The following is a 22,805-nucleotide window of genomic DNA, read 5'->3' on the forward strand; positions in this document are numbered from 1 at the left end:
ATGTTACGGCGGATATTGGGGCTTTGTGCCGCGACATTGCTTTGGGCCGGATGCACGTCCGGACCGGAATATCCGGAGCGTATCGAGGCCATTTTTGGCGATCCCGTTCTGGAAGGCATCGAGCGGAGAATCGGCGGACGGATGGGTGTCGCCCTTGTCGACGATACTGGCACCCAGTTGCGTTCCTATCGCGGCGATGAGCGATTCGCCATGTGCTCCACCTTCAAGCTCGCGCTGAGTGCGGCGGTGCTTGAAAGGGTAGATGGTGGCGACATGTCGCTCGACGATATGGTCAGTTTCGGCGAAGACGATCTTCTCGATTATGCGCCGGTCGCGCGGATGCATCTTGCGGATGGCGAGATGTCGGTTGGGCAGATGGCGGAAGCGATCAGCACACTCAGTGACAATGTGGCGGCCAATCTGCTGCTGGATGCCATCGGCGGCCCGGAAGCGATGACCGAGTTTTTCCGCCGTCATGGCGATACCGTGTCACGTCTCGACAGGCGGGAACCGGAACTCAATGAAAATGTGCCGGGCGATGAACGCGATACGACGAGCCCTTCAGCGATGGCGGGTCTGGTTACGCGATTAATGTTCGAAGACGCGCTCGGGGAAGCCGGGCGCGAACAGCTCGCGGCCTGGGCAGTTGCCAACCAGACGGGCGACGACCGCATTCGTGCGGGCATGCCTGAAGGCTGGACGGTCGGCGACAAGACGGGCAGCTGCGGAACAGCCTATAATGATATCGGCATCGTTTGGCCGCCCAGCGGGCGCGCCTTCGTCCTGACCGTCTATGTCGACCGGCCGGCCGCCGAAGGGGCCGAGGTCGATGCAGCCATTGCCGAGATTGCAGCCCTTGCCGCATTCTATATGACCGAACGCAATATCAACTGACGTTGCATTTCTGTCCGGACATCGCCATATGCCCCTCGGAAGTCGGGCGGACGTGGCATTCGCCAACCCGGTCAGGTCCGGAAGGAAGCAGCCGTAACGATTTCGTCGCGGGTCGTTCCGGCTTCCACCATTCTCTTCATAACAGCTTCGACATGACGTCCGTCACGGGCTAGTCTCCGCCGATGTCCGATTCCCCCGATATATTGGAACCTGCTGCCGATTCCGGCCCGGGTCTTGGTTTAGGCGAACCACCGCAGCCGGCAGCGCCGGAAAGCGCGCAGCCTTACCGTGTGCTCGCCCGCAAATATCGCCCGCAAAGCTTTGCAGGCCTGATCGGGCAGGACGCGATGGTCCAGACCCTGGGTAACGCGATCAAGCGGGACAGGCTGGCGCATGCCTTCCTGCTTACCGGCGTGCGTGGGGTTGGCAAGACGACCACGGCGCGGTTGATTGCCAAGGCGCTGAACTGCGTGGGGCCGGACGGCGAAGGCGGGCCTACCATCGATCCGTGCGGCACGTGTGAGCCCTGTGTAGCGATTGCCGAAGGTCGTCATATCGATGTCGTTGAGATGGACGCTGCCTCGCACACCGGGGTCGACGATGTCCGCGAGATTATCGAAGCCGTGCGCTATTCCGCCGTGTCCGCGCGTTTCAAAATCTATATCATCGACGAAGTTCACATGCTGTCGAAGAACGCCTTCAACGCGCTTCTGAAGACGCTTGAGGAGCCGCCGCCGCATGTAAAATTCCTGTTCGCGACGACCGAGGTCAACAAGGTGCCGGTGACGGTGCTCTCGCGTTGTCAGCGTTTCGATCTCCGCCGCATTCCTGCTGACAAGCTTGCCGCGCTTTTCCGCTCTATCCTCGAACAGGAAGGCGCGGAGGCCGAAGATGAAGCGCTGGCTTTGATTGCGCGGGCTGCAGAAGGTTCGGCACGGGACGGACTCTCGATTCTCGATCAGGCGATTGCCCATGGTACGGATGGCGTGACCGCTGCGCAGGTGCGCGAGATGATCGGTCTTTCAGATCGCGGCGCAGTGCGGGCATTGTTCGGTCAGCTGCTCGCTGGCGAGGCGCAGGCTGTACTCGCAACCATTCAGGAGCAGCATGACCTTGGCACCGATCCTGCATCGCTGTTTCGCGGACTGCTCGAAACCGCCCATGGAATAGTTCGCGCCAAAGTGGGAGGGGCCGACGATCCGGCCTTGTCTGCCGAAGAACGCGCAGCCTTTGCCGACTGGGCGAGCCGGCTCGGCTTTGCGCCGCTGCACCGTATCTGGCAGCTACTGCTCAAGGGCCTTCACGAGGTGGAGACCGCGCCGATGCCGCTGGAAGCTGCTGAAATGGCATTGCTCAGGATCGTTCATGCGGCTGGATTGCCGGATCCCGGCGAACTGGCCCGAAAATTTGAAAGCGGAGAAATGACTACCGCAGCCGCTCCCGCTCAGACGGGTTCGGAAAAGGGCGGCGGACCGCAAGGTGCCTTTCCGCCGACTTATGCCGCTATGGTCAAGATGGTGGCCGACAGCATGATCGACGACGAAAGCTGGCGCACCGCACAGTTTCTCGAACGCGATGTCCGGCTGGTTCGTTATGAGCCGCCCCATCTCGTCATTCACCCGACCAAGCCGCGCGATGAAGAGTTTTTTCGCGATCTCGGACGATTGCTGCGCGAGGAAACGGGCCAGGCCTGGACTGTTGAGACGAGCGACGAGCGGGGCGAACCCAGCCTGCTTGAGCAGGAACAGGCGGCATTGAACGCCGAACGGGAATCCATATTGCAATCGCCGATGGTCAAGGCTGCGTTCGGAGCCTTTCCGGACGCCGAGCTGATCGATTACAAGCTGGCCAGCGGTGGCGCGGCCTGACCCAATAGGAGCTGAATTCCGTGGAAAATTTCGAAGACATCATGAAAGCTGCGCAGAATGTGCAGGAAGAATTGCAGAAGGCGCAGGCCAGCCTAGAAAATATTGAGGTGGAAGGCGTTTCGGGTGGCGGGCTCGTCAAGGTCCGCGCGAGTGCCAAAGGCATTATCAAGGGCGTCCAGATCGACGATTCTCTGATGACGCCGGATGAGAAGCAGGTTCTTGAGGACCTGATCGCCGCGGCGTTGAACGATGCGCGGGTCAAGGCGGACGCGAAGAGCCAGGAAGAAATGGGCAAGATGACGAGTGGTTTGCCCTTGCCGCCGGGTTTCAAACTGCCCTTTTAGGCCTATTCCAATATTGCCCGGGTGTGCTCTGTTGGAACTTCCCTGAATGAGGATCGTTTGATCCTCACAATAGGGAGGATTTACTATGACCGATGAAAAGCACTCCGAGCATGACGACAGCGCAGCTGGCGATAGCGGCGGCTCTCGCGATAAAACCGTTATTATCGAACGCAAAGGCGGCGGTGCAGGCTGGGCGATTGCCTTCGTTCTGGTCGTCGGGGTTGCCGTCGGCGCCTATTTTCTGAGCCAGAGTAGCGCCCGCGACGCGCTCGAAACCGAGGCGATTACCGATGCTGCCGGAAATGTAGGGGAAGCAGCTCAACAGGTCGGTGACGCTGCGCAGGATGCGGCGGATGCCGTGAGCGGCAACGACTAGGCTTGTCGTCAGATGCTGTGGGCGAGGCCGGTTCTGATCGGCTTCAGATACAGTCGTCGAGAGTGCTGGCTCTGACCTGCTGCATGCGGCCAACAATCCGGCCGGCATAGCGGGCAGTCCAGCCGCCGCTCGGGCTGCGCGTCCGAGGCGAGGGAAACACGGCAATTATCTGCGCGGCTTCAGTGTCCGAAAGCCGATTTGCGCCATGGCCGAAATATCGCTGGGCCCCGGCTTCCACGCCATAGGTGCCGATCCCCGTTTCCGCCACGTTCAGATAGACTTCCATGATGCGGTTTTTGCCCCAAAGCAGCTCTATGAGGACGGTGAAATAGGTTTCCAGGCCCTTGCGAACCCAGCCGCCGTCCTGCCAGAGGAATACGTTTTTCGCGGTCTGCTGGCTGATCGAGGAGCCGCCACGCTGCCTTTGGCCCGATTGGCGCTCCTCCCAGGCCTGTTCGATCGCGGCGAAATCGAAGCCGTTATGTAGGCAGAAATTGCCGTCTTCGGCGGCGATCGCGGCTACGGCCATCGATCGGTCGATATTACCCATGCTCGTCCAGTCGCGCGTTGCGCCTTGTTCGTCCATCAGCATTGTAGCTGTGATGGGCGGAGGTACGAAACGATACAGCAATACCCAGAGGCTGGTGACCAGAAGAAACCAGAGAATCGTCTTGAAAAGAAATATCAGCATTCGGGCAGGCAGGGATCGGGAGCGGATAGCCATGAAGACGGTTTATCCTGCTCAAAGCAAAACGCCATCCCCGATCTGTGCCGGGGATGGCGTTTCTGGTGATCGGTTTTGGCGGTTTACTGGGCCGGAAGCAGCTTATTGTCTTCGGCAATCCGTATCATTGCCTTTTGCAACTTCTCGAAAGCCCGAACCTCGATCTGGCGAATGCGTTCGCGCGATACGCCGTAAACCTGGCTCAGCTCTTCCAGCGTCTGCGGATCGTCGGTCAGCTTGCGCTCGGTGAGGATGTGCTGCTCGCGCTCGTTGAGCTCGCCCATCGCTTCCATCAGCATGCCGCGCCGGACATCGGCTTCCTGTTCGTTGGCGATCGTCTGGTCATGCAGCGGTTCATCGTCGACGAGCCAGTCCTGCCACTGTCCTTCGCCGTCTTCCCGCATCGGCACGTTGAGCGATGTATCGCCACCCATTGCCATGCGGCGGTTCATGCTGACGACCTCATCTTCGGTCACGCCGAGGTCGGTCGCGATCGTTTCAACATCTTCGGGCCGCAGATCGCCATCCTCAAACGCGTTAAGGCGGGATTTCATCTTGCGAAGATTGAAGAACAGTTTTTTCTGCGCCGCTGTCGTGCCCATTTTGACAAGGCTCCACGACCGCAGGATATATTCCTGGATCGATGCGCGAATCCACCACATGGCGTAGGTTGCGAGCCTAAAGCCGCGATCAGCCTCAAACTTTTTCACGCCTTGCATCAGGCCGATATTGCCTTCGGAGATAAGCTCCGTCACGGGCAGCCCATAGCCGCGATAGCCCATCGCGATTTTCGCGACGAGACGCAGATGTGACGTTACAAGTTTTTGCGCCGCTTCGCGGTCGTCATGTTCTTCGAACCGCTTGGCGAGCATATATTCCTCTTCCTGAGACAGGATCGGGAATTTCTTGATTTCTGTCATGTAACGATTGAGGCCGAGTTCGCCCCCAATCGCCGGAATTGTAGCAACGGCTTTAGCCATATCGCTCATTTGCTCCTTGAACCTTATTTGCGCGGATAATCCCCGCAAAACCTTGTAGTATCTATACGTATAATGCCCTTAACAGTTCCTGTATGTCGACAGGGAGTTCGCTTTCAAATGCTAAAGCTTCACTTGTCACGGGATGGGTGAATCCCAGTCTTTTAGCATGTAATGCCTGACGGCGGAAATCCAAATTTTCGAGAATGGGCCGATGTGCTTTGTTTGGGCGGCCATAAAAGGGATCGCCGAGCAGGGCATGACCGGCATGCGCCATGTGTACGCGGACCTGATGGGTGCGCCCGGTTTCCAGTCGACATTCGAGCAATGTCGCATCGTTGAGCGCCTCCAACCGGCGAAAATGCGTTGTCGCATGCTTCCCGCGACCGGCTTCCACAACCTCCATTTTCTGGCGATTACGTGAAGATCGCGCCAGGTTTCCTTCGATTTTTCCTTCAGAATCCATAACAATCTTGTTCACTACAGCATTGTAAACGCGATCAATGCTATGGGCTGCAAACTGTTTGGCAAGCCCGGCATGGGCCTTGTCCGTCTTGGCTGCGACAATCAGCCCCGACGTACCCTTGTCGATTCGGTGTACGATACCGGGGCGGGCAACGCCGCCAATACCCGAAAGTCTGCCGGCACAATGGTGGAGCAGGGCGTTAACCAATGTGCCATCCGCATTTCCGGCCGCCGGATGGACGACCAGTCCGGCAGGCTTGTCGACAACGATCAGATGTTCGTCCTCGAATGTTATCGTGAGGGGAATATCCTGCGCGACGGCTTCCGCGGGTTCAGGCAGCGGTACGGAAACCGTAAAACTCTGATCTTTTTTAACCGCACTTTTGGGATCGCGCGCTTCTTCACCGCCGGCTCTGCGCACATGGCCCGACGAAATCAGTTTTTTCAGCCGTTCACGCGAAAATTGCGGTAAGGTGGCAGCGAGCGCCCGATCGAGCCGCCAGCCATCATTTTCCGCCGAAATGCGCGCTTCCAATGTCGACAAATCCCCCGTCATTACCTATTAATTTGGGGGTGTCTGTCACAATATCAAGAGCCGCACGGAAGCGAATTCTGGCTGAAGCCGCACAGTCGCCCAATGAAGAGGTTTGCGGACTGCTTTTCGGCGGAGAATCGCGCATTGTCAGCGTTCTGCCCACGATCAATATCGCAGACAATCCGGCAAACAGTTTTGAAATCGACCCGGCGGCGCTGTTCGCTGCCATACGGAACCAACGCGGTGGCGGTGAGCGGATTGTGGGCCACTACCATTCCCATCCAGAGGGTCCGGCCCGCCCATCTGTGCGCGATACCGAAATGGCCCTTGATACAGGGCGTCTATGGCTCATCGTCACCGCTGGCGAGATGAGCCTCTGGCGCGCAGGGGCGCCGGGCCAGCTGGAACCTGTGGAGCTAGCCCTTGCAAGCCCCCCGTCCAACCGACAATAGAGGTTGGCGCACAGCAATGGACAGGAATCGTCGAACGATGGACAGCAAGAGCGTTGAATTTGCGAGCCTTTTGGCATCACGCCTGTGTCATGACCTGTTGAGCCCGATAGGCGCGCTTAACAATGGCATCGAACTGCTGGCCGATGAGCATGATCCCGAAATGCGTGAGCGGTGTATGGAACTGCTTGCGGAGAGCGCCCGGACATCGGCGACAAAACTGAAATTTTTCCGTCTGGCGTTTGGCGCCGCAGGCGGGTTTGACGATGAGATCGACAGCCGCGAGGCGAAAACCGCTATCGAAGGCCTGGTTGGCAATACTGGCCGGGTTGATCTTGAGTGGATGGTCGAACAGCCATCCATGTCCAAGGCCAAGATCAAGATTTTGCTCAATCTGGCGCTCATCGCGGCAGATGCGCTTGTTCGCGGAGGTACGCTGCTGGTCGGGGCCGAAGGGGGAGAAATCGTCGTCCGCGCAGAAGGAACCCGCATCGTTCTCGATCCCGAACTGAAGACGGCGCTCCTTGGCAAAACCGATGCCGAAGCGCTGACACCGCGCGCAGCGGCGGCCTGGCTTGTCCATGTGCTGGTTAAAGAAGGCAGCGGCGAAGTGATGGTATCGGAGCCGGAGGATAACGTCCTGCTTTTCGGTGTATCTTTCGCCAGCTGAACGGACGGGTAAACGACATCTTAACCATCAGAGCCCATCAGAACAGTCTGGTGACTTTTCTGGATGGGCTTGATGGACGACCTACTCGCTGAATTCATTGCCGAAACACGCGAAACGCTGGGCACGATCTCGGGTGAAATTGTTGCATGGGAAGCCAATCCGAAGGATAGTCGGCGACTTAATGACGTTTTTCGCTTCGTCCACACGGTCAAGGGCAGCTGCGGTTTTCTCGACCTGACCCATCTCCAGCGAGTCAGCCATGAAGCTGAAAACGCACTTTCGGACCTGCGCGACGGAAAGCGCGAACCAACAACCGGTCTGGTTAGCGCGATACTCGCTGTCATCGACCGCATCGGCGAGATTGTCGATGCCCTTGAACTGGGCGAAGAGATTGACGAGTCGATTGACGAACCGTTGCTTGCCGCGCTCAACGCCGGGGAAGACGATCCCGAAATTTTTCCCGCCGCCACCCAGCCTGCTTCCGAGCGCCGAAGCCCCGCGCGCAGCATCCGTGTACCGCTGGAACTGCTCGATCGGTTGATGGGCGGCGTGTCCGATCTCGTGCTCTCGCGCAATGAGCTCTCCCGCCAGCTTCGCCGCACGAGCAGCGATGACCAGGTCGAGACGGCTTTCGACAGGATGTCCTCATGCATTGCTGAAATGCGCGACGCTATCACCTGGGCAAGGATGCAGCGGATCGAAAGCCTGTTCGCGGCATTGCCCCGGCTGGTGCGCGACCTTTCGGCTGAGCTCGGCAAATCGGTGATGCTGGAAATAGATGGTGCCGATGTGGAGCTTGATCGCGAGATGATCGAGATGCTGCGCGATCCCCTGACCCATATCGTCCGCAACGCCCTTGATCACGGTATCGAGGATTCCGAGGAACGCCAGAAGAAGGGCAAGTCCCGCGACGGGGTCTTGCGGATCAGCGCGCATCAGTCTGGCAATAAAATCCAGATCGTCATCGCCGATGACGGGCGTGGAATCGACCAGCATAAGCTTGGCGCACGGGCTGTAGAGAATGGAACCCTTTCGGCCGATGCCGTCCGGGATATGGACGACAAGACGTTGCTCGATCTTGTATTCCAGCCTGGCCTGTCCACTGCCGATGCAGTCAGCACCGTGTCGGGCCGGGGTGTCGGCATGGATGTCGTCAGGTCCAATGTCGAACGGATCGGCGGTACGATCGAGATTGAGAGCGTGGTTGGCGAAGGCACCAAACTGGTACTGTTCGTTCCCCTGACGCTAACGATCATACCGGCGCTGATCTTCGGCGCGCGCGATAGTCGTTACGCCATTCCGCGCTCCAATATCGAAGAGATTGTATCCCTCAGCAAAGGCAGGGCTCGTATCGAGAATATCGGCGGCACGGAATTTGCTATTGTCCGCGAAAACCGCATTCCCGTTATCCGGCTCGGGCGACTGCTCGAGGGCCGGGGACAGGATGACGAAGTGTCGGAAAACCGGGATGATCGCCATCTCGTCATCGTCCGCTCCAATCGCCGTGAACGCTATGCGATCATGGTGTCGGCGGTATTCAACCATGAAGAGCTGGTCGTGAAACCCGCCGCTCCGGCCATCATGGGTGCGGGTATCTATGCCGGAACGGCATTGCCGGACAATGGACTGCCCCTGTTGTTGCTGGACATAGCCGGCCTCGCCGCTGCGGCGGGGTTGCGACTGTCGCTCAGCCGCTCCCGGAACGAGAAGCAGGGCGAAGAGCAGGAACCGGCGGCGCCCGACTCGTTGATTTTCCTAGACAGGGATGGCCGGCGCAGGGCGATACGAATGGCGCTCGTCGAGCGCATCATCGATGCGGATGTTGGGCAGATTGCGGAGCGGGCCGGCAGGCTAAGGCTTGTACGAGACGATGAAACGCTACCCGTTGCGACCTGTGCTCCGCTCCCGGAAACCGGCACTGTCCGGCTTCTGCGCCTCAGCGATGGCGACAATATGTTGGCCTACGCCATCGAACGCGGCACGGCCGATCTGGGATCCTTGCCCGAACAGTTCGAACCGGCGGTCGAGCCTGGCCGCATCGCCGGGGTTGCGGTTGTAGATGGCGAACCGATCGAGCTCTTGGATGCACATTACCTCTTTTCCGAATTCTCCGCCGGTCAAAGTGGGGCATCCCACGGTTCGCTCTCGGGAAAATCGCGCTGTCTCGTTGTCGGCGGCGACAGTCTTTGGCGGCATGAGCTGCTTGCCCCGCTGATCGAGCTGGCCGGATACGAAACCACGTTCGACGAGACGGACGATTATGATCTCGTGATCGACGCCAGCGATTCCGACTATGTCGAGGATGTACAGTCGGGAGACGTCCTGCGCCTTTCCGCCGATCCGTCTCCGGGCGAGGACAGGCTCTACCGTTATGACCGGACGGGGATTGTGAATGCGCTGCATGCACGCCTGAAAGCGAAAGGCTAGATTCTATGGAGCAACTCTATCTTGTAGCCGAAGCGGGCGGTGCGCGATTTGCCATGCCCGCCGGTGCGATCGGATCGGTCGTGCCGGCGTCCGATGTTGTTCCCGTTCCCAGAGCCGCTTTCATGGTGGCGGGCGTGGCCGCATTGCGCAGCAATGTGGTTACCGTCATCGATACCATGGCGGCCATTGATGGCCGGCCGGCCTCGGTTTCGGAGGGCCAATCGCTCATCGTCGTGAATGTCGACGGGTTTCTCTATGGACTTGCCGTCGATGAGGTTCATGACGTTTGCGAATGCCCCGAACTTCCCGAAAAACTGGAAGGCGCGTTCGAACCTGGATGGCACCGGATTTCTACCGGGGTGATTGAAATGGAGGGGCGGTCGGTAGTTGTCATCAACCCCGCAGCATTAGTCGTCTTGCCTGAAAGCAAGGCAGCGTAGCCGTGATTATGTCAAGCACCGTTAACGTCAAAATTACCGCAGGCCCCTACGCAGTCCACCGGGGGAATTCGAGGGGAGAGGGCACGTGAAGAAATGTCTTGTTGTGGATGATTCAAAAGTCATTCGAAAAGTTGCCTGTCACATGCTCGAAACGCTGGATTTTTCGGTGGAGGAAGCCGGTGACGGGAGCGAGGCGATTGAGATCCTGAAGCAGGAGGTGCCGGATGTTGTGCTTCTGGACTGGAATATGCCCGTTATGGACGGCATGGAATTCCTGCACGCGCTGAAGGCTCTGGCGCTGGAGAATCTCCCCAAGGTAATCTTCTGCACGACCGAGAATGACGCCGATCAAATTCGGCGCGCGATGGATGCCGGTGCCGACGAATATATCATGAAACCGTTCGACCGCGAGACGCTGCAGAGCAAAGTCGAATTGGTTCAAAACGGCGATCATTGTGGCCAGCAGGCCTAATTTCCCGGTCTCGAATGCCCGGGAGCGTTCGCATCGCCGCAACGTTCTGGTTGTCGACGATTCCGCCGTGGCGCGGCTTATCGTTCAGCGGGTTGTCAACGATACGGACGATTTCGAGATTGTTGGCCATGCCGCAAGCGCAGAAGAGGCGCTTGAAAAACTCAGGACCCTGGCCGTCGATCTTGTGATTCTCGATATCGAAATGCCGGGCATGAACGGAATAGCGGCTATCCCGCATATCCTTCGTTTCGGCCGCAATGCCCCGATACTGATAGTATCATCGCACTGCCGCGCGGATGCCAAAGCCTCGGTTCGCGCTATGGCGATGGGCGCGAGCGACCTCATCTTGAAGCCCAATAGCCCGACGTCAAACGATCAGTTTGCAACTGCGCTCCTTGAGAAAATGACCCGGCTGACGGTACCGACCACCCAGAAGGTGCCTGCCACTCTGCCGAAAAGCGAAGAGACCGATTATTTGGCAAGCGGTGTCCCTGTCCGACGACCGGTAAGGTGTCTGGCAATCGGTGCATCGACTGGCGGAATTCACGCACTTTCGGCGTTCTTTGCGGAATTGCCACGCGATTTCACAATGCCAATATTGGTGACACAGCATTTGCCCGCCGATTTTATCGTCTATTTCGCCAGGCAGCTGCAGGTGGTTTCGGGCCGCAAGGCGATACCAGCCCGTGACGGCCAACGGGTTGAGGCGGGAGAGGTGCTCGTCGCGGCAGGTGACGCCCATCTGACCGTCAGGAAGTGCGACGGGCATGTTCGAGTCTGCTTTGATTATAATCGCACGCAGGATGGATTCTGTCCGTCGGTAGATCCGATGTTGTCCAGCGTTGCCGAGGTTTACGGTAGCGATTCTGTCGGGGTCGTGCTGACCGGTATGGGCCGCGACGGAGCCATGGGCGCGCAGATGCTAGCCAAAGCGGGCGGAGAAATTCTAGTCCAGGATCAGAAAAGTTCCGTCGTCTGGGGCATGCCCGGGGCAGTTGCCCGGTTGGGTATCGCCAATATGATCGCTCCTCCCTTTGATCTGGCAAATCAAGTCAGCCGCCGCGCAAAGGCATTCGGATGCAAGTGAATCCGGCATCCCTGTCTGTGCTCTCGTCCCTGCTTGAGGCGCGGACGGGACAACGGCTGTCGGAAGGGCGGCACTGGCGGGTCGAAATGGTGCTCAAACCGATACTGAAAGCGCATGATATCGCCAGCTGTGACGAGCTGATCGCGCAGCTGGCTGCGCCTGGCAGCGGCCCTTTGTGCAACGAAACCATTGATGCGCTGCTCAACAATGAAACCTACTTCTTCCGTGACAGCGATGCCTTTGCGGATCTGTTTCGGCGTATCGAAAACACTGCGGAACGCCGGCAGGATACCAAAAAAATCAGAATCTGGAGCGCAGGCTGCTCCACCGGTCAGGAAATATTCTCGCTGGCGATGATGTTTCGCGAGAATGCAGAGCGCTGGCGAGACTGGTCGATCGAGCTACTGGGCACGGATATTTCGCACACCGCGGTCAACCGGGCGCGTTTAGGCGATTTCAGCCAGTTCGAGATTCAACGCGGATTGCCAACCCGGCTTATGCTGCGCTGCTTCGATCAATGCGGGACGCGCTGGCAGGTGAAGGAAATGGTCCGCCAGACGGTGCGCTTCAGATGCCATAACGTGTTGGAGGCTCCGCCGCCGGGGCCGTGGGATTTTGTGCTGTGCCGAAATGTTCTGCTGTACTTCCCCGACGTCAATCGTAGCGCCGCGCTCCGGAATATCTCCACCGTATTGGCGCCCGATGGCGGCTTGATACTTGGTGCCGGGGAGACTGTTCTCGGCTATACGGATCGTTTCGAAATCTTGCCTGGCGCGCGATCCCTTTACCGGCTTGTGTCCGGCGAATTGCGGCAGATATCAAGCGCAGCCTAGGCTCCGCTCTTGACCTTGCCGAAGATATTGGGCCGTATCGCCGCGATGTTGTATGATACGCATCTTCAGACAGGTTGTTGCCAGTTTGGCGGAAAGCCGTTCCAATGACGATTGTTGATACGCCATCTCCGAATTTCAATGATCGCAGATTGCCCGTGTCGATGCTGGTCATGCATTATACGGGCATGGTCGACGGCGCTTCGGCTATCCGGCGACTGACCAGTCCGGATGCCGGTGTTTCTGCGCATTATGTCGTAAACGAGGACGGTACGATCCTGCAACTTGTCGATGAAGGCAAGCGCGCATGGCATGCGGGCGCGTCATACTGGCGCGGCATCACCGATGTGAATTCGGCCAGTATCGGGATCGAGATCGTCAATCCCGGGCATGAATTCGGCTATCATCCTTTTCCGGACGATCAGATCGCTGCGGTGCTGCGGCTATCGCATGAAATTCACAAACGACACGATATCCCGCGCGCCAATGTCGTCGGCCATTCGGATGTCGCACCGGCGCGCAAACAGGATCCCGGCGAACTTTTTCCATGGGACAAGCTGGCGCGCCTGAATCTCGCTCTGACGCGGCCAGATGATGCAACCAACGACCCGCAATGGACCGACAGCGCATTCCTGATTGCCCTTGAGCGCTTCGGCTATGATATCGAAGACAAGCTGGCCGCGGTGGTTGCGTTTCAGCGCCGTTTCCGGCCGGAGCTTATTGACGGAATGATCGACGGCCAGTCCCGTGCTATTCTTTTCCGCCTGCTCTTGGATCGCGAGCAAGGCGACGCTAGATAGGCAAGGCCAGAGGGCCGGGCGGCCGCGGGGCATTTATGCCGCGAGGAAAGTCCGGGCTCCATGGACCCACGGTGCCGGATAATGTCCGGCGGGGGCGACCCCAGGGAAAGTGCCACAGAAAGCAGGTTGCCCACGGCTTCGGCCCGGCGATAGTGAAAGGGTGCGGTAAGAGCGCACCGCGCGCGCCAGCAATGGCCGCGGCACGGCAAACCCCACCGGGAGCAAGACCGAATAGGGATGGCATATAGGCCTGGGTCCGGCCTGTCGTCCGGGTTGGTCGCTTGAGGACGGGAGCAATCCCGTTCCTAGAGGAATGGTCGCACAGGCGGAGTGATCCGCTGGACAAAACCCGGCTTACAGGCCCTCTGGCAGTGATCTGCGGCACAGCCGCGCAAAACCGCACCTGCTTTACGAATCGAGCAATTTGGTCCACATATTCACACACTCAAAGAGGGGAACAGCAATGAGCTTGATTGATCGCGCAAAAAACATCCTATTTTCACCGAAAACCGAATGGGCGAAGATCGATGCCGAACAAGGCTCAATCATGGGACTTTTTACCGGATACGCGATGATTTTGGCGGCGCTGCCGGCTATCGGGACGCTAGTGGGCTTTGCGCTTTCGTTCGGCCCTTATCGGTATTTCGGGATGAACTATTTCCTGGTCACGGCGGTCGCCGGCTATGTCATCGGGCTCGGGATTCTCTATTTGATGGGTATCATCGCCAATGCGCTGGCCCCCAGTTTTGATGGCGCAAAGAATGACCTCTCGGCGATGAAAATGGTGGTTTATTCCGCTACGCCCGGCTGGATTGCAGGGTTTTTCGGTTTCATCCCGGGCCTGAATATCCTGCTCTCACTGGCGGCGTTCGGCTATTCGGCATATCTGCTCTATCTGGGCAGCCAGGCTGTAATGAAAGTGCCGGAAAACAAGGCGGTCGGCTATACTGCCGTTACCATCATCATCTGGATCATAGCATCCTTTGTCGTGATGGCGGTGATCATGAGCATCCTTATCTCGTCGATCATCGGTACCGCTGGGCTCGTCGGAGCGGCGGCTTATCGTTGATTGCTGCACCGGGCGATTTCGCCCGGTGCAGGCAAAAATATCGGGGAACGGGTCATAGCCAAACCGGCGGTGGCCCGTTCCTTTATTGGGAGTTAGACTAAGCGGATATGGCAGGCGGACGACGAAGCAGTGACTGGGGCTTTCCCCGCTGGAGGGGATATGAATCCTCGCGGGATACGGTTGAGGTGCGCATCTGCGACCGGCATCTGTGCGAAGAGCCTGGCGACCGTCCCGCGCCCAAATCGCCGAACAGCCCTGAGCGCTGGTATTTCTGCGAGAAACACGCGGCGGAATATAATCGCAACTATAACTATTTCGAAGGTCTGACCAAGGAACAGCGAAAACAGCGCGAACATGACGAACAGCGCGATGCCGGCGGGTTTGGCCAGGCATCGCACTATGGCTGGGGCGGCCCGGGAGACGGCACGCGGAGTTCGGATGAGATGCTTGCGCTCGAAATTCTCGAACTTGAGAGCGATGCGGATATCGCCACTGTGAAAAAGGCGTGGCGCAAGCTGGCGAAGGAAAACCATCCGGACGTTAATCCGGACGATGCAGATGCTGCGAAACGCTTTCAGGCAGCGCAAGCGGCATGGGATGTTCTGCGCACTGCCGAGGAGCGCCGCAGCTGGAAGGGCGCTTAGGTGTCAGGCCAGGCGTTCGGCGGTTTCGCGGATCAGCGCGATCATGTTCGGAATGCCTTGCGTCCGGTTTGAGCTCAGCTGGTTTTTGAGATCGAACGTCTTGAGTTCATCGGAAATATCGGTTGCGAGGATATCTGCCGGCGCGCGATCCTGCACGGCAAGCAGCACCAGCGCGATGATCCCCTTGGTAATCGCCGCGTTGCTATCCGCGAGAAAATGCAGCCGGCTATCGTCCAGTTGTGTCGGGTAAACCCAGACGGAGGCCGAACAGCCACGCACTAGGGTCGCATCGGTTTTCAGGGCTTCGGGCATATCGTCCAGCGTTTGCCCGAGATCGATCAGGAGCCTGTAACGGTCGTCGCTGTCGAGAAAATCATATTCCTCGCGGACATCGTTGAGTGTTGGGAGATTGGTCATGCCGGTCGTTTAGGGGCTGACCGGGTGGCCGTCACCCCGGTACGTCGCCCCGGCGGGAAGCCGGGGCCTTTTCGGAAGGGAGTATTGGGCCAGGCCGAAAAGATTCCGCAGGGCAGGCGGAATGACGAATTTCAGTTTGTTACAGCTCGATACCCGCAGCGATGGCTTCGAGCTTGCGGACACGTTCCTTGAGATCGGCGACTTCAATCCGCGACCCCGTGCTGGGTGCGGGGACATCGCCAGACAGGGCCGCCGTCTGCTGCAGCTCCATCCGCTTCAATTCGAGCCATCCGCGCCAGCCTTTAAGGACGACAAGGCTGGCGATCATCAAGCCAATCAATCCGGCTGCCGTTGTGGCCAGTGTCGGGATCTGATCCTGCATGACTATTCCTTTCTTTCCTGAACCTTTGTTCTTAGCTGTGCGTCTTATCGCGCAGAGCTTCGATTTCATCCTCGAGCCGGTTGCTCTTGTCGGTGGCAATCCGCTCAAGGACGGCGATGCGATCTTTCAACTGTTTGATCTCTTCCCGCATCCGACCGGCATCGGGGTCGACCAGGCGGCGAGGTTCGCCATTCCCGTCTTCGACGATCCCTTGTTCGGCCTTGTATTTTGCTCTCAGAACACCGGCGATTGCGGTGATCAGGACGATGGCGACCACCATCGAAAAAGGATTGTCAAACATCTAGTATCTCCCTGAACCGTGTTCTCTTTTAGTTGAGTGGCTTATCCCGCAGATTCTCGATTTCTTCGCTTAGACCCGTCGAGCGATCTGTAAGGATCCGCTCCAGGGTCGCTACGCGCTGCTCGAGCCGTTCGGATTTCGCTGCATATTGGGCAGCGCTTTCTGCCGTCATCCTGACATTGGCATCGGCTTCCGCCTTGCGAAGTTCGAACCATTTTCCGCCGAAGATCCAGAAGGTGACCGCACAGATCGGAAAAACCACCGTCATCAACAGGATACCCATCAGTTCCAAATCCACGAGCTTTCTCCCTATTCGGCCCTGTCACGCAGGCGTTCGATTTCCTGATCCAGCCCGTAGCCACTGTCGGTAACGATGGTTTCGACATTGGCGAGTCGGTTTTTCAGGCCGGCAAGTTCGTCGCGCAGCTGGCTGTTTTCCTGGTTGAGCAACTTGATCTCTTCGTTTGCTTTGCGATCAACCTGTGGATGGTGCGCTCCACCCATTCCGTCGTCGAGTGGGTAGCCATTCTTTATCCGCAACCATGTCGTGGTCACCCAGGCGGCCATGACGACGATAACCACTACCGCGATTGCCGGGGCCAGATCTGCCAACAAACGTGCTTTTTCGGGGTCCATTCAAATTCTCCCTATTCTGCCGCGTCGCGGAGATTTTCGATCTCGTTCGCGAGCCTTGTACTGCCATCCGTTGCGATCCGTTCGAGCACCGAAATCCGTTCTTCGAGCCGGACGATCTTGTCCTTCAGTTCGCCATTCTCATTCGACATCAATTCGATCTTCCGGTCTGTTTCCGGGTTTTTGGGCAGCGTTGTGCCGCCCCATTCATCTTCCAGCGGATAGCCGTGTTTGGCGCGGATGGCCGTGGTGATGATCCATGCCAGGAAACTCATTCCTATGATGGCCAAAACAAAGGTCGGGCTTCCCCAATTCATGATGATTTTCTCCCTGAACCTGTAAACTTAACGCAGCGCGTCGATTTCCTGGGCGAGCCGCGTATTCTTGCTGGTCACCATCAGTTCCATATCGGCAAGCCGGCGATCGACATCGCGGAATTGTGAGCGGATTGCGTTGACCGAGCGGCGCGGGTTGGCGCGTGTGCCCTGCCAGAATTTCGCCTCTTCCTCATTCTCGTAAAGATCGAGCGGCTTTTTCGGTGCCAGCCATGCGACGATGAAATACACAAGGAAGAGCGGCGGAAAAAAGAACATCGCGGTGCACATGAACCCGATCCGGGTCCAAAGTGTATCGATGCCCGTATAGTCCGCGACACCCGAACAGACGCCCAGAAATTTGCCGTTCTGCTTGTCGAGATAGAATTTTGTGCGGCGATCATGCATTTTCGGTCTCCTGTTCTTTTGTTCGTTACCGTCGGCGTTCGGCGCGGCTTACATCCTGTTCGGCTATCCGGTCCTCGAACCGCTCTTCGATCCGTTCTTCCCGGGGTGCCTCGTGGCGCAGTGCGCGTTCGCGGGCCCATTCAGGGTTATCGGCGGCCATGATTCGTTCGATCGTGTTCATCCGGTCATCCAGTCTGCGCGCCGTGTCATAAAGTTCATCCAGCAAATCCTCGTCTTCCCGGGTCATCGAACCGGCGCGTTTCCATTGCGTGGAATAGTGGAGGATCAACCAGGGAAGCCCGATGAAGAGCATCCCGACGACGCCGATGGGTACGAGGATATCTTCCATTGTTTACGCCTCCTTCGAGTCAGAGCTTTTTTTGCTGGCCTTTTTCATGGCGGCGAGTTCGGCCTCGACCCGATCGCTCGTTTCGAGCTCGTTGATCTCGTCCTCAAGCGTTTTCGGCTGGCTGCCCAGGGCAAGCGCATCGGCGCGGCCTTCGGCCATGTCGACATGCCGCTCTAGCATTTCAAAGCGTGCAAAGGCGTCCTGAACCCGGTCGCCATTGTATAGGTCGCGCAGCTTGATCTGGTTTTCGGCGCTTTCGAGGCGGACCGAGATGTTGCTCTGGCGGCTGCGGGCTTCGCGAAGCTTGCCCTGGAGCTTGGAAATGTCCTGCTCATAGGCGTGAAGCGATTCATCAAGAATGGCGATCTCGCCGTTCAGGCGGTCGGCCATGTCGGCGGCTTTCTGTTTCTCGACAAGCGCCTGCTTGGCCAGGTCTTCACGATCTTTCGAAAGGGCGAGCTCGGCCTTGTCCTTCCAGCTTTCCTGGAGATTTTCGAGCTTGGTGATCGACCGGCGCATTTCCTTCTGGTCGGCAATGGTGCGAGCAGCGGTAGCGCGAACTTCCACCAGCGTTTCTTCCATCTCGAGGATGATCATGCGAACCATTTTGGCCGGATCTTCAGCCTTGTCGAGAATGTCGGTGACATTGGCTGCGATGATATCGCGGGTTCGGGAGAAAATTCCCATGATGACTACTCCTAAACCCCTTGAACTAGAATGGCCGGGGAGGGGAAGGGGCTGCCGCCTCCCCGGCCTGTCTGCTTGGCCTAAGCGATGCGGCCCGTAACGATGATTGCGCCATCTTGATCGGCCTGAAGCTGCACTGGCTGCGCGGTGCCGCCGTCGATCGGGCCAACTGTCCCGAAGACACAGACGCCGGTCACTGCAAGAGCGGCCAAGGCGGAAAGGATGTTTTGGCGAATGCTGGTAATGTTGGTCATGTTTGGTCTCCTGAACCTTGGCCCGAAACGGGAGCCTGAAATTGGGTTACTGTCTTTGTGACTGTTAACGCCCCATTCACTGCAGAGACCGTGCCAGTTTTTTAAAAATCAATAATAACAATGCATTAGGTAGAATTCACGACATTGTAGAGCGGCGCATATTGCTATTATTTGGGAAATAATGCTAAAAGATTGGCATGGAACGCGGTGCGCAATTTGTGGGGGAATCGGGCGCTTTTCTCGATGCTGTCGAGATGGCCAGTCGGGCGGCGGCGCTTGATCGCCCGGTCCTTGTGATCGGCGAGCGGGGCACAGGCAAGGAACTTATAGCCGAGCGTCTACACCGGCTCAGCCAGCGTTGGGAAGGGCCATTGATCACGCTCAATTGCGCCGCGCTTCCCGAAACGCTGATCGAGGCAGAGCTGTTCGGCCATGAAGCCGGAGCCTTTACCGGCGCGACCCGCGCCCGCGCCGGCGCTTTCGAGGAGGCCGATGGCGGTACGCTGTTTCTCGACGAACTGGCCACATTGTCGGCTGCGGCGCAGGAAAGACTTTTGCGGGCGGTCGAATATGGCGAAGTCAGCAGGATCGGATCCAACAAGCCCTTGCGGGTCGACGTCCGGATCGTGGCTGCGACCAACGAAAACCTGCCAAGCCTTGTCGACCGGAACCGGTTTCGGGCGGATTTGCTCGATCGCCTGTCTTTCGAGGTCGTTACGTTGCCGCCGCTCAGGGTGCGCGAAAGCGATATTCTCATACTTGCCGATTATTTCGGGCGGCGCATGGCTGCCGAGCTCGATTGGGCTGAATGGCCGGGTTTCGGAGACAATTCGACCAAGATTCTCATGGCGCATGACTGGCCCGGCAACGTTCGCGAACTGCGCAACGCTGTGGAGCGCGCCGTTTATCGCTGGGATCGTCCATCCGATCCTGTCGATACTATCCAGCTCGATCCGTTCGACTCTCCATGGCAGATGCCGCCGTCAACCGCCGCCAGTGACGAGCAGCCCGCCCAGGCGGCCGTACAGACGGTTCCGCAGACTGCCAAGCCGGTCGTGACCGATTTCAAGGCAGCGGTTGAGGTCTATGAGAAAGAGATACTGGAAAACGCCCTGGAAAGAGCCCGGTACAACCAGCGGCAGACCGCCAAGGCATTGGGACTAAGCTATGATCAGCTCCGCCATGCCCTGAAGCGACACGACATGATCGGCTGATTCGCCAAAATCCCAGAAATCGGGTATATTGAGGCTGCATCACGGGAGAAGTACCATGCGTAGTTCATCCATTGCCGCAGCCCTCGCCATCGCCGGTTTCGCAGCGAGCGGCGTCCATGCGGCCGTTAGCGTTTTCGGAAACAGCACGGCGCGGTCCTGCTATGAATCCGCGCTTTATGAGCGTTCCGGCCCCAGCGATATCCGCACCTGTACGGAAGCGATCGACGATTATCGTCTCAGCGGGCGCGACCGCGTTGCCAGCTATGTCAATCGCGGTATTCTCCATGTTCGCAATGGGAATTTTGCTTTGGCTATCGCCGACTATGACGAGGCGATTACGCTCGATCGCAGCGAGCCGGAAGCCTATCTCAACAAAGCGCTGGCGATGCTGCACCGGCGCGAGAGCATGGCCGAGATTGTCGAACTTCTCACGACAGCGATCGAGAATGGCACGAGAGAGCCTGCGCTGGCCTATTATGGCCGCGGGGTCGCGCATGAGATGAATGGCGATGTATCGGCCGCCTATTACGATATCCGGCGTGCCGCCGACATCGCACCCGAATGGGATCTGCCGGCCCGCGATCTGGGTCGGTTTCGAGTTTCAGGCGAAGAGGGCGATTAAATCCGGTCGCGGGCCTGCTGTTTGTCGCATGAGGCGCGTCGTTGGGCGAATAACATGGTGGGCGCAGCCCGCTTATTAGGCAATATCATCAATTCTGTGCATATTGGCGTCTCCTACAGGAGGAGGATGCTATGAAAACCATGCTCAAACTTGCTGCTGGCGCATTCGTGCTCACGACAGCGGCCAGCGCTGCAAATAGCGCGATCCAGGTTGCTGGTAACAGTTCGGCACAAGCTTGTTACACGGCGGCGGCGCAGCGCTCGGACTCGCGGAGCGATCTCAGGCCATGCAATTTTGCGCTCGATGTCGAGATGCTCAATTCCTACGATCGCGTAGCGACATTCGTAAACCGTGGAATCATCCATTTCCATCGCGGCAATTATGATCGCGCCCTGGTCGATTTCGATCGCGCTCTGGGGCTGGATGCGGAAAATCCCGAAGCAATGCTCAACAAGGCGATCACGTTGATGCGGCGCGACGAACGAGGCGACCAGGCCTTGCCGCTGTTCACCCGTGCGTTGGATCTCGGCACAGACCAGCCGGCGGTCGCGCATTATGGCCGCGGTCTGGCGCACCAGCTGACCGGCGACCTGACATCCGCCTATATGGATATTCTCACGGCCTCCGAGCTGGCGCCGGAATGGGAGGCGCCGCGCAACGACCTGTCGAATTTCATAGTCGAACCGAACAGTTAACGTTCCACGGACCAGTTCTTGGTCCTTACACGAGAATGGACCGGCCACCCCGTCAGGGCGGGCGGTCCTTTTCGATTCCGGGGGATTGGCGATGGCAATTTTTCGTCTTTTCGCGGGACGGAAACTCTTGAAGACCTTGTGCGTAACGGTCATGTATGGCCCAACACAAAGGAGACTTGTCCATGGCGTTCGAACTCCCCGCACTTCCTTATTCCAAAGACGCTTTTGGCGATCTGATTTCGGCGAAAACATTCGAGTACCACCATGGCAAGCATCATCAGGCCTATGTGGACAAAACAAACGCCGCGATCGAAGGCGGCGAGCTGGAAAATGCCAGGTTGTCGGAAGTTATCCTTGCTGCGAAAAACAGCGGAGACCAGGGCTTGTTCAACAATGCCGCGCAGGTCTGGAACCACAGTTTCTACTGGAAGTGCCTGAGCTCCGAAAAGCAGAATCCGTCTGGCGCGCTCGCGGCGCACATCGAAGACAGTTTTGGATCGAAGTCTGCGCTTCTCGAGGCGCTCAAGGCCGAAGCGACCGGCCATTTCGCCAGCGGCTGGGCCTGGCTTATCCTGAACGGAGACGCACTCGAAATCACGTCGCTGCATGACGCGGATACACCGGTCGCCCATGAGGGTATGAAGCCGCTACTGACGATCGATGTGTGGGAACATGCCTATTATCTCGATTATCAGAATGGCCGCGGCGATTATGTCGACGCCATCCTGAACAATGCGGTCAACTGGGAATTCGTCGCCAAGAATCTGGACGGTGACGGGGTGTCGCGCGCCGACCAGGGCTAGGCAGTGGCGGTCGTAAGTCCCGAGGGCTTACTCGTGCGCGTCCGGCATGGGCGGTTCGTCCGCTTTTTCCAGATTGAGGCCGTGTTTCAACAGCATAGGGACATTTGCGAAGGCGAAAATCAGCGTCAGCGGAATCGCGCCCCATAGTTTGAAGCCAACCCAGAAGTCCGTGCTGCTGTTGCGCCATACGGCTTCGTTCAGCACCGCCATGGCGAGAAAAAAGATCGCCCAGTTGCGCGACAGAATATCCCATCCGCGGTCGCTGAGCCCGGGATAGGCGCTCCCGAGAAGGGCCGCCAGGGTTGGCCGTTTCGTAATAAGGCCGCCGATGAGCAGCAGCGCGATGAAGACGTAGTAAATCGTCGGTTTGACCTTGATGAACGTCTCGTCGCGCAGGAAAAGCGTAACCCCGCCGAAAACAAGCACCATCACGCCGGAAAAGAGCAACATCGGCGATATTTTTCCGGCTTTCACCCAGGAAATGACGAGCGCAATCATCATTGCGGCCATGAAGGCGCCGGTGGCGTAGAATATTCCAAGTGGAGGTGGTGCCAAAAAATTGACGACGAAGAACACCAGGACCGGTCCGAAATCGAGCGCCATGCGCATACCGGGAGACAGGTCTTTCTTCGCATCGGATTGCACGTCGCTCATA

At 58.1% G+C, this 22,805-nt stretch carries 32 protein-coding genes and 2 other RNA genes; 20 read left to right on the forward strand and 14 right to left on the reverse strand.

Features of this window, described 5'->3' with window-relative positions:
* The 5 genes from bla to DFR46_RS02150 all read left to right on the forward strand — a co-directional run bounded on the left by bla (window position 1) and on the right by DFR46_RS02150 (window position 3,482).
* Window positions 1-894, forward strand: coding sequence for a class A beta-lactamase (gene bla / locus DFR46_RS02130; RefSeq protein ID WP_116234958.1), 894 nt, complete (start codon window positions 1-3; stop codon window positions 892-894).
* Between the two features lie 34 nt (window positions 895-928).
* Window positions 929-1,026, forward strand: an RNA gene (gene ffs, locus DFR46_RS02135) — signal recognition particle sRNA small type.
* A 50-nt stretch (window positions 1,027-1,076) separates the two neighbouring features.
* On the forward strand, window positions 1,077-2,762 hold the full coding sequence (locus DFR46_RS02140) for a DNA polymerase III subunit gamma/tau (RefSeq protein ID WP_116234959.1): 1,686 nt from the start codon (window positions 1,077-1,079) through the stop codon (window positions 2,760-2,762).
* 20 nt (window positions 2,763-2,782) lie between these two features.
* On the forward strand, window positions 2,783-3,106 hold the full coding sequence (locus DFR46_RS02145) for a YbaB/EbfC family nucleoid-associated protein (protein WP_116234960.1): 324 nt from the start codon (window positions 2,783-2,785) through the stop codon (window positions 3,104-3,106).
* Window positions 3,107-3,191: 85 nt separating this feature from the next.
* A complete protein-coding gene (locus DFR46_RS02150) occupies window positions 3,192-3,482 on the forward strand; it encodes a hypothetical protein (RefSeq protein WP_245953613.1) in 291 nt (96 codons plus the stop codon).
* A gap of 43 nt (window positions 3,483-3,525) precedes the next feature.
* Here the strand turns inward: DFR46_RS02150 and mtgA are convergent, their stop codons facing one another.
* From mtgA to DFR46_RS02165, 3 genes are all read right to left on the reverse strand, one after another.
* Window positions 3,526-4,206, reverse strand: a complete 681-nt coding sequence (gene mtgA, locus DFR46_RS02155; protein ID WP_245953615.1) for a monofunctional biosynthetic peptidoglycan transglycosylase — start codon at window positions 4,204-4,206, stop codon at window positions 3,526-3,528.
* 83 nt (window positions 4,207-4,289) lie between these two features.
* Window positions 4,290-5,195, reverse strand: a complete 906-nt coding sequence (rpoH, locus tag DFR46_RS02160) for an RNA polymerase sigma factor RpoH (RefSeq protein WP_116234962.1) — start codon at window positions 5,193-5,195, stop codon at window positions 4,290-4,292.
* A 52-nt stretch (window positions 5,196-5,247) separates the two neighbouring features.
* The gene (locus tag DFR46_RS02165) at window positions 5,248-6,204 is read right to left on the reverse strand and encodes an RluA family pseudouridine synthase (RefSeq protein ID WP_116234963.1); all 957 of its coding nucleotides are present in this window, start codon (window positions 6,202-6,204) and stop codon (window positions 5,248-5,250) included.
* On the opposite strand from DFR46_RS02165, the gene DFR46_RS02170 reads away from it, so the two are divergent.
* The 11 genes from DFR46_RS02170 (at window position 6,183) to DFR46_RS02220 (ending at window position 15,071) form a co-directional block, all read left to right on the forward strand.
* Window positions 6,183-6,635 carry a M67 family metallopeptidase gene (locus DFR46_RS02170; protein ID WP_211306362.1) on the forward strand — a complete coding sequence of 151 codons (453 nt, stop codon included), beginning with the start codon at window positions 6,183-6,185 and terminating at the stop codon, window positions 6,633-6,635. The two genes, DFR46_RS02165 and DFR46_RS02170, sit on opposite strands and share 22 nt — an antisense overlap.
* A gap of 37 nt (window positions 6,636-6,672) precedes the next feature.
* Complete coding sequence (locus tag DFR46_RS02175; RefSeq protein WP_116234965.1) at window positions 6,673-7,302, forward strand: histidine phosphotransferase family protein; 630 nt, start codon at window positions 6,673-6,675, stop codon at window positions 7,300-7,302.
* A 72-nt stretch (window positions 7,303-7,374) separates the two neighbouring features.
* A complete protein-coding gene (locus tag DFR46_RS02180) occupies window positions 7,375-9,729 on the forward strand; it encodes a chemotaxis protein CheA (protein WP_116237100.1) in 2,355 nt (784 codons plus the stop codon).
* A gap of 5 nt (window positions 9,730-9,734) precedes the next feature.
* A complete protein-coding gene (locus DFR46_RS02185; RefSeq protein WP_116234966.1) occupies window positions 9,735-10,169 on the forward strand; it encodes a chemotaxis protein CheW in 435 nt (144 codons plus the stop codon).
* Between the two features lie 85 nt (window positions 10,170-10,254).
* Window positions 10,255-10,641, forward strand: coding sequence for a response regulator (locus DFR46_RS02190; protein ID WP_116234967.1), 387 nt, complete (start codon window positions 10,255-10,257; stop codon window positions 10,639-10,641).
* Window positions 10,625-11,728 (forward strand): chemotaxis-specific protein-glutamate methyltransferase CheB, encoded by a 1,104-nt coding sequence (gene cheB, locus DFR46_RS02195; protein WP_162843376.1) that lies wholly within the window; start codon window positions 10,625-10,627, stop codon window positions 11,726-11,728. Before DFR46_RS02190 ends, cheB begins: the two co-directional genes overlap by 17 nt.
* Window positions 11,719-12,561: a CheR family methyltransferase gene (locus DFR46_RS02200; protein WP_116234969.1), complete on the forward strand. Its 843-nt coding sequence runs from the start codon at window positions 11,719-11,721 to the stop codon at window positions 12,559-12,561. The genes cheB and DFR46_RS02200 overlap by 10 nt, the downstream gene beginning before the upstream one ends.
* Window positions 12,562-12,665: 104 nt before the next feature.
* On the forward strand, window positions 12,666-13,358 hold the full coding sequence (locus DFR46_RS02205) for an N-acetylmuramoyl-L-alanine amidase (protein WP_116234970.1): 693 nt from the start codon (window positions 12,666-12,668) through the stop codon (window positions 13,356-13,358).
* A 6-nt stretch (window positions 13,359-13,364) separates the two neighbouring features.
* Window positions 13,365-13,731: RNase P RNA component class A (gene rnpB / locus DFR46_RS02210), an RNA gene on the forward strand.
* Window positions 13,732-13,821: 90 nt separating this feature from the next.
* Complete coding sequence (locus tag DFR46_RS02215; RefSeq protein ID WP_116234971.1) at window positions 13,822-14,427, forward strand: Yip1 family protein; 606 nt, start codon at window positions 13,822-13,824, stop codon at window positions 14,425-14,427.
* A gap of 107 nt (window positions 14,428-14,534) precedes the next feature.
* Window positions 14,535-15,071, forward strand: a complete 537-nt coding sequence (locus DFR46_RS02220) for a J domain-containing protein (RefSeq protein WP_116234972.1) — start codon at window positions 14,535-14,537, stop codon at window positions 15,069-15,071.
* A gap of 3 nt (window positions 15,072-15,074) precedes the next feature.
* Here the strand turns inward: DFR46_RS02220 and DFR46_RS02225 are convergent, their stop codons facing one another.
* From DFR46_RS02225 to DFR46_RS14745, 10 genes are all read right to left on the reverse strand, one after another.
* Window positions 15,075-15,488 (reverse strand): SufE family protein, encoded by a 414-nt coding sequence (locus tag DFR46_RS02225; RefSeq protein ID WP_116234973.1) that lies wholly within the window; start codon window positions 15,486-15,488, stop codon window positions 15,075-15,077.
* A gap of 139 nt (window positions 15,489-15,627) precedes the next feature.
* Window positions 15,628-15,870 (reverse strand): hypothetical protein, encoded by a 243-nt coding sequence (locus tag DFR46_RS02230; protein WP_116234974.1) that lies wholly within the window; start codon window positions 15,868-15,870, stop codon window positions 15,628-15,630.
* A 31-nt stretch (window positions 15,871-15,901) separates the two neighbouring features.
* A complete protein-coding gene (locus tag DFR46_RS02235; RefSeq protein ID WP_116234975.1) occupies window positions 15,902-16,171 on the reverse strand; it encodes a hypothetical protein in 270 nt (89 codons plus the stop codon).
* A 28-nt stretch (window positions 16,172-16,199) separates the two neighbouring features.
* Window positions 16,200-16,469 (reverse strand): hypothetical protein, encoded by a 270-nt coding sequence (locus tag DFR46_RS02240; RefSeq protein WP_116234976.1) that lies wholly within the window; start codon window positions 16,467-16,469, stop codon window positions 16,200-16,202.
* Window positions 16,470-16,480: 11 nt separating this feature from the next.
* The gene (locus tag DFR46_RS02245; protein ID WP_245953617.1) at window positions 16,481-16,807 is read right to left on the reverse strand and encodes a hypothetical protein; all 327 of its coding nucleotides are present in this window, start codon (window positions 16,805-16,807) and stop codon (window positions 16,481-16,483) included.
* An 11-nt stretch (window positions 16,808-16,818) separates the two neighbouring features.
* Window positions 16,819-17,121 carry a DUF4843 domain-containing protein gene (locus DFR46_RS02250; protein ID WP_116234977.1) on the reverse strand — a complete coding sequence of 101 codons (303 nt, stop codon included), beginning with the start codon at window positions 17,119-17,121 and terminating at the stop codon, window positions 16,819-16,821.
* Between the two features lie 27 nt (window positions 17,122-17,148).
* Window positions 17,149-17,526, reverse strand: coding sequence for an envelope stress response membrane protein PspC (gene pspC, locus DFR46_RS02255; RefSeq protein ID WP_116234978.1), 378 nt, complete (start codon window positions 17,524-17,526; stop codon window positions 17,149-17,151).
* A gap of 25 nt (window positions 17,527-17,551) precedes the next feature.
* Window positions 17,552-17,875 (reverse strand): envelope stress response membrane protein PspB, encoded by a 324-nt coding sequence (gene pspB, locus DFR46_RS02260; RefSeq protein WP_116234979.1) that lies wholly within the window; start codon window positions 17,873-17,875, stop codon window positions 17,552-17,554.
* Window positions 17,876-17,878: 3 nt separating this feature from the next.
* Entirely contained in the window at window positions 17,879-18,562 is a 684-nt protein-coding gene (gene pspA, locus DFR46_RS02265; protein WP_116234980.1) for a phage shock protein PspA, read from the reverse strand.
* A gap of 80 nt (window positions 18,563-18,642) precedes the next feature.
* A complete protein-coding gene (locus tag DFR46_RS14745; RefSeq protein ID WP_162843377.1) occupies window positions 18,643-18,816 on the reverse strand; it encodes a hypothetical protein in 174 nt (57 codons plus the stop codon).
* A gap of 197 nt (window positions 18,817-19,013) precedes the next feature.
* Between DFR46_RS14745 and pspF the strand changes: the two genes are divergently transcribed.
* The 4 genes from pspF to DFR46_RS02285 all read left to right on the forward strand — a co-directional run bounded on the left by pspF (window position 19,014) and on the right by DFR46_RS02285 (window position 22,150).
* On the forward strand, window positions 19,014-20,030 hold the full coding sequence (gene pspF / locus DFR46_RS02270) for a phage shock protein operon transcriptional activator (RefSeq protein WP_116234981.1): 1,017 nt from the start codon (window positions 19,014-19,016) through the stop codon (window positions 20,028-20,030).
* A gap of 55 nt (window positions 20,031-20,085) precedes the next feature.
* Complete coding sequence (locus tag DFR46_RS02275; RefSeq protein WP_116234982.1) at window positions 20,086-20,652, forward strand: tetratricopeptide repeat protein; 567 nt, start codon at window positions 20,086-20,088, stop codon at window positions 20,650-20,652.
* A 131-nt stretch (window positions 20,653-20,783) separates the two neighbouring features.
* Window positions 20,784-21,347 (forward strand): tetratricopeptide repeat protein, encoded by a 564-nt coding sequence (locus DFR46_RS02280; protein ID WP_116234983.1) that lies wholly within the window; start codon window positions 20,784-20,786, stop codon window positions 21,345-21,347.
* Between the two features lie 182 nt (window positions 21,348-21,529).
* Window positions 21,530-22,150 (forward strand): superoxide dismutase, encoded by a 621-nt coding sequence (locus DFR46_RS02285; protein ID WP_116234984.1) that lies wholly within the window; start codon window positions 21,530-21,532, stop codon window positions 22,148-22,150.
* 27 nt (window positions 22,151-22,177) lie between these two features.
* Here DFR46_RS02285 and DFR46_RS02290 read toward each other — a convergent pair whose 3' ends face one another.
* Window positions 22,178-22,804: a septation protein A gene (locus DFR46_RS02290; protein ID WP_116234985.1), complete on the reverse strand. Its 627-nt coding sequence runs from the start codon at window positions 22,802-22,804 to the stop codon at window positions 22,178-22,180.
* Window position 22,805 lies beyond the last annotated feature (1 nt).

This window comes from Parasphingopyxis lamellibrachiae, from assembly GCF_003385775.1.
Taxonomy (GTDB): Bacteria; Pseudomonadota; Alphaproteobacteria; order Sphingomonadales; family Sphingomonadaceae; genus Parasphingopyxis; species Parasphingopyxis lamellibrachiae.